The sequence below is a fragment of the Amycolatopsis balhimycina FH 1894 genome, from assembly GCF_000384295.1.
GTDB lineage: Bacteria > Actinomycetota > Actinomycetes > Mycobacteriales > Pseudonocardiaceae > Amycolatopsis > Amycolatopsis balhimycina.
The window spans coordinates 9,575,612-9,587,424 of record NZ_KB913037.1 but is presented as its reverse complement, the minus strand read 5'-3'; the positions used below and the strand labels follow the sequence as shown (position 1 = coordinate 9,587,424).

10 protein-coding genes and 4 pseudogenes are annotated in these 11,813 nt (G+C 67.5%); 8 read left to right on the top strand and 6 right to left on the bottom strand.

Features of this window, described 5'->3' with window-relative positions; genetic code table 11:
- Positions 1-145: 145 nt before the first annotated feature.
- Both A3CE_RS59070 and A3CE_RS52745 read right to left on the bottom strand, forming a co-directional pair.
- Positions 146-835: a DUF2637 domain-containing protein gene (locus tag A3CE_RS59070; protein ID WP_020646545.1), complete on the bottom strand. Its 690-nt coding sequence runs from the start codon at positions 833-835 to the stop codon at positions 146-148.
- Between the two features lie 247 nt (positions 836-1,082).
- Positions 1,083-1,844, bottom strand: coding sequence for a DUF2637 domain-containing protein (locus tag A3CE_RS52745; protein ID WP_020646544.1), 762 nt, complete (start codon positions 1,842-1,844; stop codon positions 1,083-1,085).
- A gap of 389 nt (positions 1,845-2,233) precedes the next feature.
- Here A3CE_RS52745 and A3CE_RS59065 point away from each other — a divergent pair.
- The 4 genes and pseudogenes from A3CE_RS59065 to A3CE_RS60075 form a co-directional block, all read left to right on the top strand.
- Positions 2,234-2,797 (top strand): annotated as a pseudogene (locus A3CE_RS59065) (SLATT domain-containing protein).
- A pseudogene (locus tag A3CE_RS60020) lies at positions 2,794-2,919 on the top strand (hypothetical protein); the annotation flags it as partial. The pseudogenes A3CE_RS59065 and A3CE_RS60020, both read left to right, overlap by 4 nt.
- A gap of 13 nt (positions 2,920-2,932) precedes the next feature.
- Positions 2,933-3,880, top strand: a complete 948-nt coding sequence (locus A3CE_RS58180; protein ID WP_312024837.1) for an SMODS domain-containing nucleotidyltransferase — start codon at positions 2,933-2,935, stop codon at positions 3,878-3,880.
- Positions 3,877-4,011 (top strand): annotated as a pseudogene (locus tag A3CE_RS60075) (nucleotide-binding domain-containing protein); the annotation flags it as partial. The gene A3CE_RS58180 and the pseudogene A3CE_RS60075, both read left to right, overlap by 4 nt.
- A 2-nt stretch (positions 4,012-4,013) precedes the next feature.
- Here A3CE_RS60075 and A3CE_RS59060 read toward each other — a convergent pair.
- The 3 genes and pseudogenes from A3CE_RS59060 to A3CE_RS55710 all read right to left on the bottom strand — a co-directional run.
- The gene (locus tag A3CE_RS59060; protein WP_245589856.1) at positions 4,014-4,316 is read right to left on the bottom strand and encodes a hypothetical protein; all 303 of its coding nucleotides are present in this window, start codon (positions 4,314-4,316) and stop codon (positions 4,014-4,016) included.
- Between the two features lie 585 nt (positions 4,317-4,901).
- Positions 4,902-6,950, bottom strand: coding sequence for an ATP-binding protein (locus A3CE_RS52730; protein WP_020646539.1), 2,049 nt, complete (start codon positions 6,948-6,950; stop codon positions 4,902-4,904).
- A gap of 922 nt (positions 6,951-7,872) precedes the next feature.
- Positions 7,873-8,037, bottom strand: a pseudogene (locus A3CE_RS55710) (glycosyltransferase family 2 protein); the annotation flags it as partial.
- 197 nt (positions 8,038-8,234) lie between these two features.
- Here A3CE_RS55710 and A3CE_RS0144195 point away from each other — a divergent pair.
- Complete coding sequence (locus A3CE_RS0144195; protein WP_020646538.1) at positions 8,235-8,468, top strand: hypothetical protein; 234 nt, start codon at positions 8,235-8,237, stop codon at positions 8,466-8,468.
- Positions 8,465-8,800 (top strand): hypothetical protein, encoded by a 336-nt coding sequence (locus A3CE_RS0144190; protein WP_020646537.1) that lies wholly within the window; start codon positions 8,465-8,467, stop codon positions 8,798-8,800. The genes A3CE_RS0144195 and A3CE_RS0144190 overlap by 4 nt, the downstream gene beginning before the upstream one ends.
- A gap of 257 nt (positions 8,801-9,057) precedes the next feature.
- Here A3CE_RS0144190 and A3CE_RS0144185 read toward each other — a convergent pair whose 3' ends face one another.
- Entirely contained in the window at positions 9,058-9,525 is a 468-nt protein-coding gene (locus A3CE_RS0144185) for a DUF1707 SHOCT-like domain-containing protein (protein ID WP_020646536.1), read from the bottom strand.
- 148 nt (positions 9,526-9,673) lie between these two features.
- On the opposite strand from A3CE_RS0144185, the gene A3CE_RS0144180 reads away from it, so the two are divergent.
- A complete protein-coding gene (locus tag A3CE_RS0144180; protein WP_020646535.1) occupies positions 9,674-10,369 on the top strand; it encodes a response regulator transcription factor in 696 nt (231 codons plus the stop codon).
- Positions 10,366-11,760 carry a sensor histidine kinase gene (locus A3CE_RS0144175; protein ID WP_020646534.1) on the top strand — a complete coding sequence of 465 codons (1,395 nt, stop codon included), beginning with the start codon at positions 10,366-10,368 and terminating at the stop codon, positions 11,758-11,760. Before A3CE_RS0144180 ends, A3CE_RS0144175 begins: the two co-directional genes overlap by 4 nt.
- Positions 11,761-11,813 lie beyond the last annotated feature (53 nt).

The following is an 11,813-nucleotide window of genomic DNA, read 5'->3' as shown; positions in this document are numbered from 1 at the left end:
GGACGGCCTGAGCGTAACGGCGCGGCTGCGGCGCCACGACGTGCTCGATCAAGCGTGAGGCAACGCCCCGCCAGGGCGACCCCGCCCATCGTGAGCAAGACCTCCGCCGGAAGCAACGGCAGCCCCTCGGCGCCCACGCAACCGCTCAGCTCACCGACATACACCGGACGACCCTGGCTCTCGGATAGTGGTTGTGCTGCTCGGCGTCACCGTCGGCGTGCTGTGGCTGCTGCACGTCCAGCCGTACACGTGCGAGTAACGGTACAGCCGTCCCTTCCGCGTCCGATCGGACGCGGAAGGGACGGCTGTACCGAATGTGTGGAACCGGCTGTCGGTGCTGGAGAAGATCCTCGACGTCCTGCGTGAGGTGACCCCCGAGCCGCCGGGCCACTACCTCGGCCGCCCGTAGGCCACGGCCTACCAGCTGGCCATCGCGCTCCACACGAGGTACCCCGAGGTCGCCCACGAGCTGGGCTTCGAAATCGGCCTCGCGCAGTATCTGGGCCAGCAGCTGTCGACGCGCATCGCCCACGAAGGCGACGCAAGCGCGATCGAAGGGGCCTTCCTGTCCAGCGACCACATGACGACCCTGGAATTCGTCGACGCCCACAGCCGCCACCACACCAGCAGGGGACTCGACCGCCGCGATCGTCAACAGGCCATCGACCAGCAGCGGCCAGATCGACGCTGTCACCGCGTCTGCGCCGAAGCGGAGTGCGAACTCGCGTCCAACGCGATACGAGGCATACGCCGCGCCGAAGGCGACCAGACCGGTACAGGCACACTGGACGGACAGAGCAAGGTCTTGAGCAAACCACTCCTTGAGCCGCCTCACGATCGCACCGCCGTGCTCGCGAACTCGGCGACATGCCCAACGCGCCCTGCCGCCCCACCAAGTGCCCTTGAAAAAGGGTTCGGACCAGCCGACACGACCTGGCAGTTGCGAGCCCGCGGGGAGCCCGAGAGCGCACGGACGCGGCGGCAGACCGCGACACGGGTCGGCACCGTCGCGACCGGCGACCGAGGAAAGCGATCTGATCCGGCATCACTCGACACCATCCGAAACCTCAAGATCACCACTCTTAAATAGCGGGTTGCAGCTCTGCCCTGCCCTCCTCTGCGGTCTCCTTCGCAATTGCTGGCGGGCGGCGACCCGCCATAAGCGCGGAGACTGCACTTCCGTCCGGGCCGCGACCACTGGTACGCCACTGCCGTAAGACCCGCCGCCCGTAGTTGTTCGTGCCGGCGACCCGATCAAGATCCGCACCTGTCGGAGTTCGACCCGCCGATTGCTCCTCCAGGTAGTACGCCCACATCCGCTCCTCAGCAGACTCCTCGCACAACGCCGCCAGCTCGGAATCCGCCTCGACGAAGCCAGTTGAGGACCGAGGACGATCGGCGAGCTCATTCTGACCACGATCATGCGGGCCTTCATCCGGCCGCCGCCCGCTACGTCGATGCCGCTTCAACGCTCGGTTCAGCAACTCCACCGCCAGGAGCAGGGCAAGGGGCGGGCAAGCTGCTACCACGATCGAGAACACCGTCAGCCGCGGCGCCGAGCCGATGTTCGCACACAACGAGAGCGAGATGCCGAAGCCAAACGCCGTCCACGCAATCCACCGGCGGCCATCACTCGGCTTCCACAGCTCGACCGTCGCCGTTGTCAATAACCCATCCACGATCAACGGCCAGATCGCGGCGGTCGACTCGTCGGCACCGAACCGCAGCGCAAAATCACGACCGTGCCGGTACGACGCATACGCCGCCCCCAGCGCCACCAAGCTCGTGCACACGCACTGCACCCAGAGTGACAACGTCTCACTGTTCGCCTTCGACGACGTCATGAGGCACCACCTCGACGACGTCGCTCGACCTCGACCGAACCGCAAATCTGCAGCTCACGGCACCTTTGACCCCGTGAGGTTGCTGCGTGAACCGCGCCGGGGGCACCACCTCTGACCTGCGGAAACAGGCCTCTGAGCAGGCTTGTTTGGAGCGGCGATCCAGTCCGGGAGTCCGGTTGTGTACGGCTGAAACCGGTGACTGGCGGCCAGTCGCGGTCTATTTGCGGTCTACTTTTTCGCCGGATCCGGGGCCTCGGACGGGCGGGTAGCTCGGCGGCCGCTCCGTGTCCCCTGGGGAGCCCGAGACGACGGTAGCGGGGGTGACGGCGTCCTGGCCGGAGCGGAGGAGAAGTGGCGACGGAGCCAGCAGCTAAGTCGGAGCGAGAGGAATACCTGCTCGCACAGGTCCGCGAGGCGTTCGGCCGGGTGGTCTACACCACAAGACCCACGAGAAGCAAGCGGATATCTGCTTCCGGCGATACAGGTGGCAGCAGGGTGCGCTGGTCGCCTTCACGGCTGTCAGCACCGGCACGTTCCTCGCGTCCGTGCTCGGCATGCTGGGCAACCAGGTCCTGACCAGCCTCGCGACCTCGTTCATCGCCCTCATCGTCAGCGCGCTGAGCCTCGCCTCCAAGAGCTTCAAGTCCAGCGAGGAGTCCGAGGCCCACCGCAAGATCGCCTCGCGGCTGTAGGACGTACGCGAGTCATACCTGTCGCTGATCGCCGACCTGATGTCCGGCGCGACCATGCCGGCGGACGCTCGCGCGCGCCGCGACGAGCTCCAGGAGGCCACACGTGCGGCTTACGCCGACGCGCCCCGGACCACGTCCAAGGCTTACGGCCGGGCGCAGGACGGGCTCAAGAACAACGAGGAGCTGACCTTCACCTCCCGCGAGATCGACCTGTTTCTCCCAGAGGCGCTCCGTCTCAATGAAGGCGAGGCCGGACGATGACGGTGGACGAGATCTTTGACACCCTGCTCGAAAACCTCAAGGTCGGCGACGCCAGCACCACCATCGCCGCACGCCGCGACCAGATCACGAAGGCGTTGAACAAGGACTTCCGGTCGGTCGAGGGCTCCACGGCGCATCGGCTCATGGTCGGCTCCTACGGCCGGCACACTGCGATCCGCGGGGGTCTCGGACCTGGACATGATCTACATCCTCCCGGCCAGCCTCCGCTCGAGCTACAGCAGCGAGACAGGTCCGCGGAGGATGCTCAACCGTGTCCGGGACGATCTGACCGCCCGATACCCGAACACCGACATACGCGTCGACCAGTGCGTCGTGCGTGTGCAGTTCACGACCAACAAGTTCAAGTTCGAGGTGCAGCCGGCATTCGAGAACAGCGACGGCAGCTCCGACTACCCCGACACGAAGGCCAAGGACCGGAAGGTCACCAAACCGCGCGCAGAGATCACTGCGACGAAGGACTGCAACGACCGCACATCGACGAACATGCGCCACCTCGCGCGGATGGCCCGGGCGTGGAAGGACACGAACGGCGTGGTCATGGGTGGCCCGCTCATCGACACGCTCGTCCACCGGTTCTTCTCGACCACGTCCGAGTATGACGACAAGGGAAGCCTCTGGTTCGATCTCATGGTCAGGGACTTCTTCGAGTTTCTCATGGACGAGCCGGACAAGGACTACTATCTCGCGCTGGGCAGCAACCAGCAGGTGAACGTGAAGAAGCGGTTCCAGCCGAAGGCGAAGAAGGCATACAACCGCTGCCTCGAGGCCATCGCCAACGAGGGCAAGGCCTCCGCGAACAGGAAATGGCGAGAGATATTCGGGTCGGCGGTTCCGCTGCAGGTCACCGAGTCCGCCCGCTCGTTCAGGGACACCGAGCAGTTCATCGAGAGCCAGTACCCCGTCGACATCAACGAGTCGCTCAAGATCGACTGCAAGGTCACGCAGAACGGATGGCGACCGGCATCACTCCGGGACATGCTCAAGAACAAGACCTTGCTACTCCCGAACAAGGGGCTCGACTTCACTATCACCGAGTGCAGCGTCTCCTGCCCGTATGAGTGAAGTGGAAGGTGCTGAACCGCGGAGACGAGGCCGAGCGTCGGGACAACATCCGCGGGCAGATTATCTCACCCAACTGTGCCGGCAACGCTCAACACGAGCGGACCAGCTTCCGCGGCGAGCACATCGTCGAGTGCTACATCATCAGGGACGGGATCGTGGTCGCACGGGACGTTATCGATGTCCCGATCAGCACCCCGGCGAGGCGTGCGGCCGGAATCCGGGATTCCCAACTGGGCTGGATGCCGACGTCGACCAGCTTGCGCTGGACGTCGACCACGACCCTGATGGTGCCGCTGGAGTCGCGGGCTTCGCATTCGGCGGCGGGCTCGACACGCTCACCACCGGGCCGCAGCAGGTCATTCAGCTGCGCGTCCACCGCAGCGACGTCGGGTACGTCGAGCTGCGCGAGCACGACGCAGTCAAGACTGAACGCCAACGGTCCGCCCCTGCGCGGCCATGACTGGCTGCACCGTCGCGACGACGATACAGGCAGCCACTTTTCCACGCAGAGTTTCACTCATACGAGTGATCTGAGGAATGTGCACATCCCGCCGAATGCGTCTTGACCGCTGGTATGTCGCCTTGAAGTGGGCTGGAATTCGCCGGGCCGCGCGGTCGCCTATCGGTGATGCAGCCCGATTGCAACGCCGAGCGCGACCTAGGTGGTTGACTCAGCCGCAGCGACGTCGTGACAGCAGCACCGTCGCGGCCGACGCGCTCGAGCACCGTCCACCTGGACGTGCCGAGTCTGGTCACAGTACAGCGGGCCATCCGTCAAGACCTCTTCCGCGGCGACCGCGCGGGACCGCTGGCGAGCGCGAGCGGCGGAAGGTAAAAGTCTCCGGCAAGCGCCCGCCCTCGTTCCAGGGGGCAGTGCGGACGTGCCGAAGATAAGGCGGGAGTTCGCGACAGGCACGTAATAATCGACAGAATCGAACACTCCACTGAATTAGCGAGGATATCGATCAAGCGTCCCCTTGCTCAAGCTCCCAATCTACGACTGAAGTCGGTGATCTTCTTTTTATTCTTCGGGGGGCATACTGCTTTCGTCCTCCAGGGCGTGGATTCGCTCACGCACGTACTTGCCGGCTTCGGGGTTGCAGTCGTCGTAGATGCGCAGGGCTTCGCGCCAGCAGTCAATAGCCCGTGCAGTATCTCCGGTAGCCTGTAGCACGATGCCGAGCGTGTCGAGGGTGTCGGCGACCAATGTTGGGAAGAACTGGAGTGAAGCGACGCCAAGGGCTTGCTCACACTGCTCGATCGCTCTCTGATGTTCTCCCAGGCGGTGGTGGATTTTCGCCATGCCGCACAGACTGTGGACTTGACCTTCATGATCGCCGGCTTGTCGGCTGAGAGCAAGGCAGCGGCGGGCGTGGCGGAGGGCCTCCTGGTAGTCGCCCAGTCCGAAGAAGACACGGCTCAACACCACCTCAGTCTGTGCTTCTATTCGTCCATGCTGGGCACCTGGTGTCAGGGGTAAGGCTGCCAACAGGTAGTTCCGCGCTTGGGTGTATTGCCGCTGCGCTGTGCACCCATTGCCGAGTTGCAGGAGCGCCGTTGCCTCCCGCCATGGGTCCTTGAGTTCGCGAGCCATATTCAATGCGGTCTGCAGTACGCCGTCGGCGTCTTGCCACTGGCCGAGCAGCTGAAACGTTTCGCCCAGATTGATCAGGGTCTCGAGTCCGGCGCGGCGGTCGCCACTGCGCCGGGCTGCTGCGAGAGCCCGTGAGTACAGGTCGAACAGGTCGTCCCAACGTCCCCGACGGTGCAAGATCATCGCGGTGGTCGTGACGAGGAGGAGGGTGAGGGGCATCTCGTCGTGCTGATCGGCGGCTCGGGTGGCGGCGACCAAGTTGTCGACCTCGAGGTCGGTCCACGCCCACGTCTCTTCACATCCGCGGAGCTCGATCTCCGGGCGCGCGTGCGTGGCCAAGCGTAGCGCGGGGTCCCAGTCACGATGTGCTGGGAAGAGGATCCCCAGTGCGGTCTTGGCATGGTGGGCATACCAGGTCAGCAGCGCTGTTCGGGCGCGCTCCCGCTCAGCTGGAGCATCGTCGTGCTCGGCGCGGTCAGCGGCGTAGGCGCGCAGCAGGTCGTGGAATCGGTAGCGGCGGTGTCCGGCCGCCGGTTCGATCATGTGCGCTGCCGCCAAAGCTGCGAGCACCCGCCTCGCTCCGGGCAGATCGAGCTCGGCCACTGCAGCAGCGGCTTCTACGCTGAACTCCTCGCCGGGATGCAGGCCGAGGCGACGGAACACCCGCGCCGGTTCGGCGGGCAGACGTCGATAGGACCAGTCGAACACTGCTCGCACCGCCGCCCGTTCATCCGCGTCCTGGCTCAGGGTGTCCAGACGAAGCCGCTCATCGGAGAGTTCGCCGACCACATCGCCTACGGTGACACGCGGGTTCGTGGCCTGGCCGGCGGCGATCCGCAACGCCAGCGGCAACCGGGCGCAGTACCGCACCAGTTCCCGGATCGCGTCCGGTTCGGCGGCGGCACGGACCGGGCCGAGGATGCTGGTCACCAGCTCCACGGCTTCAACCTCCGACAGCAGATCGAGGGTCAGCCGGGTCGCTGCCTCGGTCACCACCAGCCCGGTCAGGCTCTCCCGGCTGGTCACCACGACGACACACCCCGGCGTGCCCGGCAACAACGGACGGACTTGGTCGGCGTGGTTGGCGTTGTCCAGCACGATCAGCATCCGCCGACCGGCCAGCAGTGACCGAAACATCCCCGCCTGCGCCTCGACTCCCATCGGAATCTGCTCGGCCCGTAGACCCAGTACCCGCAGGAATCCCTCCAGCACCTCGCCGGGCCTAGCCGGGTCGCCGGCCCCGTAGCCACGCAGGTTCGCATGCAACGTGCCGTCGGGAAACCGGCCCTGGACCCGATGCGCCCACCACACCGCCAACGTGGTCTTGCCGATCCCCGCCGTACCGTCCACCGCCGAAATCACCACCGCGCCCGTACCGATGCCTTCGTCCTCCGCAGGCAGCAGCGCGTCCAGCGTCGCGATGTGCTCAGCACGGCCGGTGAAATCCTTGATCGCCAGCGGCAGCTGCCGCGGCACCCTGGGTTCAGCTCTACTTGCTCGCAGGTCAGCTGACCCAGTCAGCGACACGTGGTGGACCGGGTCCGTCTCCGCTGCCGGGATCGATACTCCACAACCAGCATCATCCCGAGCATCTGCCCTCTCTGCCACGGCAGTCAGTGTGTCGCGCCCCAGGCTCGCAACACCGCGAGAGCGCCCAGGTCCACCCGCACGGAGCACACGTGGCAATGACGTTTCGATGCTCCGGCCAAGCTGAGCACGTCCGCGACCAGGTCACGTCAAATGGAGCCGCGTTGTGCGACGAAGATCCGGGATCGCGGAGACACCCGACCAGGAACGTCGACCAACTCCGTCCCGACAAGCGTGACCGGCAGGCCATCGCAAGCGAATCGGCTCACTGGTCGCCGCCTGGCCGCGCTCAGCAGCGCCGAACCGAACCCAAGACCGCTGACGCGCCCGCCGTCATGTACGTCGTAGAGGAGACGGGCGAGACGTTCGCCGTCGCCGACACGGACGCCCAGCGGCTCCTCCTGTAGGCGGAGATTGACGCAGTATGGGTGAGCCCCACTGCGTCACGATCGAAGATCCTCGACCCTGCCCGCGTCGACATCGCCTGGAGCCCGGACGACCGGACGGAGTGAGCACGGCGGCTCTGCCTCGCAGATCTCGGAGGTATGAAGAGCGCTGCCGCGACCCTCGCCCAGACCTGTTTCAACGCCAGCGGCCGCCTCCTGGACCTCGGCCCCCGCACCTTCAAGGCAACGGGCTCGATGACCGTGCGGGACCTCATCGTCGTCCTTGTGGCGTACGGCCTCCTGGTCCTCGACAACACCTTCGAGTGGACGGCCGGGTGAGCATCCAGGAACTCGTCGGCTCCATCGCCGACCCCGCCGAGCGCGAGCACGCCGCCGCCGTGTTTCGGCACGCGGTAGCTCGCCGGCTCCGCGTCGAAGAACCAGCCGGTGTCCTCGACGTGCGGCAGCAGCTCGCGCGCGACGTCGGCGCGGATGGCCTTGAAGCCGCACTGCGCATCACTGAACTTCGCGGCCAGCGTCGAGCGGAGGATCAGGTTGTAGCAGCGAGAAATGAACTCGCGCTTCGGGCCCGCACCACCCGCCGCGAAAGGCCCCGCCCCCGCCGCGGCGGGACCATCGCCGTCGCCGCCGGCCTGCTCCTGGTATCGGCGGCGGCGATGCTGGTCACGACCGGCACCACCGACAGCCGCGGGCTGACCATCCCGGTGCTGCACAACGACACCAGCAACCAGCCCGTCGCCTGCACACCGGCCTGCTGCCCGTCTGCGTGCACCCCGCCTACGCCACCGAACTCACCACACTGTCCACAGTGGTCAAGACCATCGCCGCGTCCGTGGCCGGCACCCCAGGATTCCCGGCCAGCGGCCTGCCCTGCACGAACGCGACCGACGCCGCGGCCACCCGCCTCACCGCACTGACTCCCGCCGCGCGCGCCACTTGGCTGGCCACCCACCTGCCCGCCGTCGCCACGGGCGGCCTCACGGCGGAGGACATCCCATGACACCGACCGCCCGGCTGCTCCGGCTGCACCTCGACAGCCGCCGGATCCGCCTCGCCGTCGCATTGCTCGTCGCGACCGCCCTCGCCCTGCGCGCCTGCTCGAGATGGACCCACGGCACCAGCACGCTGTCGCAGCTGCTCCCGATTCTCATCGCGTGCGCGGCCGCGGCCGTGATCGCCGTCGGCACCCGCAGCCCCTTCGGCGAACCCGAACGCGCCGGTACGCCACTGCCCGCCCTGCGGCAGCTGCACGTCCTCACCCTGCTCACCGCCACGCTGACCGGCGCACCGCTGGACCGCGCCACTCGGTTACGTCCTGGTCTGCGCCGGTGAAATCGACCTCCGCCCGGACCCGCTCTGGGCCTGGCTCGCCCTGCCAGCCGACAGCGCCCCGGCAGCACTGCTCGCCGCAGCAATCCTCCTCGCCGGACTGATTGTCGCCACACTGCGCGGCCCCCGGGACACTCTTTCCGAACGGCCTTGACGTTGCTTACAACCACGTCAAGGGCCCTATTCGTCAGTGGTGAAAGGACCGCTCGACGGCCGAGGGCGGCGACCGGCTTCTGGCGCTGCGGGTGTGAGCCGGCGAGTCAGCCGCCGTGACCGTGCTCGCCGGCTTCCATCGCGTGTCTTGAGAACTCGTCGGCTCCGAACCCGTGTACCGCGCCCACGACGATTGCGGCGGCGATCAGCAGTCCGATGAGCCCGGTGATGAGGATCAGCAGACGCCGTCGGCCGGACGCGGGCTCGGAAGCGCGGCCGAGCAGGACCGCGAAGTCGGCGAGGAGGGCACGGCGGGCGGCGGCCAAGACCGGCCGCCAACCGGTCGTTTCGTCCGCCTTCGAGGCGGGTAGGTCCGCGGTCAGACCCGCGAGTTCGTGCCGGAAACGGAGTTCCTCGAGCCGGCCCAGGCGCTCCTCGACTTCGTCCATCGTCAGCCGGCCTTCACCGGCAGCCGCATACAGAGTGGCCCGAACTTCCTCACGTTCCGCATTCGAACAGCGGATGCCGTCCACTGCACCGACGGGCATGGTCGAGCGGGCCGTGTCGTCGCTCATCAGATTCCTTTCGCGCAGAATCCACCTCTTTCGAGGCTAACCGCGGGAATGCGGACGAACGTTAATCTTCGATGAGAGTTTCCCGGCTGGGCGGCCGCCTCGACTACAGTCACCGTGTGTCATCGGAATCCAGCGGAAGGGACACCGGGTGCACCTGGTGATCGTCGACGACGAGACAGCCCTGCAGGATTCCTTGTCGAGGACGTTGCGCTTCGAGGGCTACACCGTCTCCGTCGCCGGCGACGGGGCGTCCGGGCTCGCGATGATCCGCGACCAGCGCCCCGACGGGGTCCTGCTCGACGTCACCATGCCGGTGCTCGGCGGCCTGGAGACGTGCCGCGTCCTGCGGGCCGAGGGCAACACGGTGCCGATCCTCATGCTCACCGCGCGGACCGCGGTCACCGACCGGGTCGCCGGGCTCGACGCGGGCGCCGACGACTACCTCGTCAAGCCGTTCGCGCTGCAGGAACTGCTGGCTCGCGTGCGGGCCCTGCTGCGCCGCACCGACTACAGCACCCCGCCCGTGCCGGCCGCTCCTCCGCCACTTCGGTTCGCCGACGTGACCCTGGACCCGGCGACGCGGGAGGTGTTCCGCGGCGCCCGCCCGGTGCACCTGACCCGGACCGAGTTCGCGATGCTCGAAACGTTCCTGCGCCACCCGCGGATCGTGCTGACCCGCACCGTGATGTTCGAGAGCGTGTGGGGCTACGACTTCGGGACCGCGTCCAACGGGCTCGATGTCTACGTGAGCTACCTGCGCCGCAAGCTGGAGGCCGAGGGCGAGCCCCGGCTGCTGCACACCGTCCGCGGCGTCGGCTACGTGCTGCGCGAGGAACCGCTGTGAAACGGCCCCGCTGGAAGACGCTGTCGCTGCGGGCCCGGCTCGGCGTGCTGGTCGCGGTCGCGGTGGCGATCGCCGTGGTGACGGTGTCGGCGAGCTCGTGGAGCATCACCCGGGCCAACCTGTACGACCAGTTCGACGCCCGGCTCCAGTCCTACGCGCAACTGGCGGCGAAGACGTCGTCTCCGGAAGAAGCGCTGCAGACCCTCCGGTCCACCGAGGAACACCCCGGGTTCGGCCGCGACGGCGGGCTGACGGTGCAGTTCCTGTCCGCCACGGGCGCCGTGACGGGCACCGCGGGCACAATGCCGGTGATCCCGTCGTCTCCGCTGGACGAACCCGTCGCGTCGGGCTCGCTCAGCCGCACTTCCGACGTGCGCCGGATCGCGGGCGACCGGTTCCGGGTGTGGACGGCGCAGCGGTCCGACGGCGGCGCGGTTCAGGTGGCCCAAGACTCCGAAGAAGTCGAGAAGACGTTGGCCCGCTTGGGGTTCTGGCTACTCGCCGTGTCCCTGGTCGGCGTGCTCGGGGCGACCTTCACCGGTCGGGCGATCGCCCGCTCGGCGCTGCGCCCGGTCGACGACCTGACCGCGGCGGCCGAGAACGTCGCCCGGACGCAGGAGCTGTCGGCGGCCATCGACGTCGCCGCGACCGGCGAGATCGGCCGGCTGGCCACCTCGTTCAACGCGATGCTCGGTGCTTTGAGCCGCTCCCGCGACGAGCAGCGGCGCCTCGTCGAGGACGCCGGCCACGAGCTCCGGACGCCGTTGGCCAGTCTGCGCAACAACATCGAGCTCCTCATCCACGCCGACGCGAACCCGCAGCGACGGCTGTCACCCGAAGACCGGTCTCGGCTGCTGTCCGACCTGGACACCCAGGCCATCGAGCTGACCGCTCTGGTCGGCGAACTGGTCGAACTCTCCACCGGGGAACGGCCGAGCGAAGCGGCGGAACACCTTGTGCTGGCCGACGTCGTCCGCTCGGCCGTCGAACGCGCCCGGTCCCGGTGGCCGGACGTGTTCTTCGAGGCCGAGCTGACCGGCGCGGAGGTCGTCGCGCGGCCGGGGGCGATCGAGCGAGCCGTGGTGAACGTGCTCGACAACGCCGCGAAGTGGTCGCCGTCCGGGACAACAGTGCTGGTGACGATGTCGGTGGCGTCGGGCACGGTCCGAGTGCGCGTCGACGACGAAGGCCCAGGCATCGCCGAAGTCGATCTGCCGCACGTCTTCGAACGATTCTACCGGGCCGACGCCGCCCGCGCCCTGCCCGGCTCGGGGCTCGGGCTCGCCATCGTCGACCAGGTCCTGACCCAGCACGGCGGGCGCGCCGAAGCCGGCCACGCCGACGGCGGCGGCGCACGGTTCGACCTCGTGCTGCCCCTCGCCGCTTCTTAAGGAAACTCCGCGCGATCTTCATCGAACTCTCATGGTCGGCCACCACTGTCTGA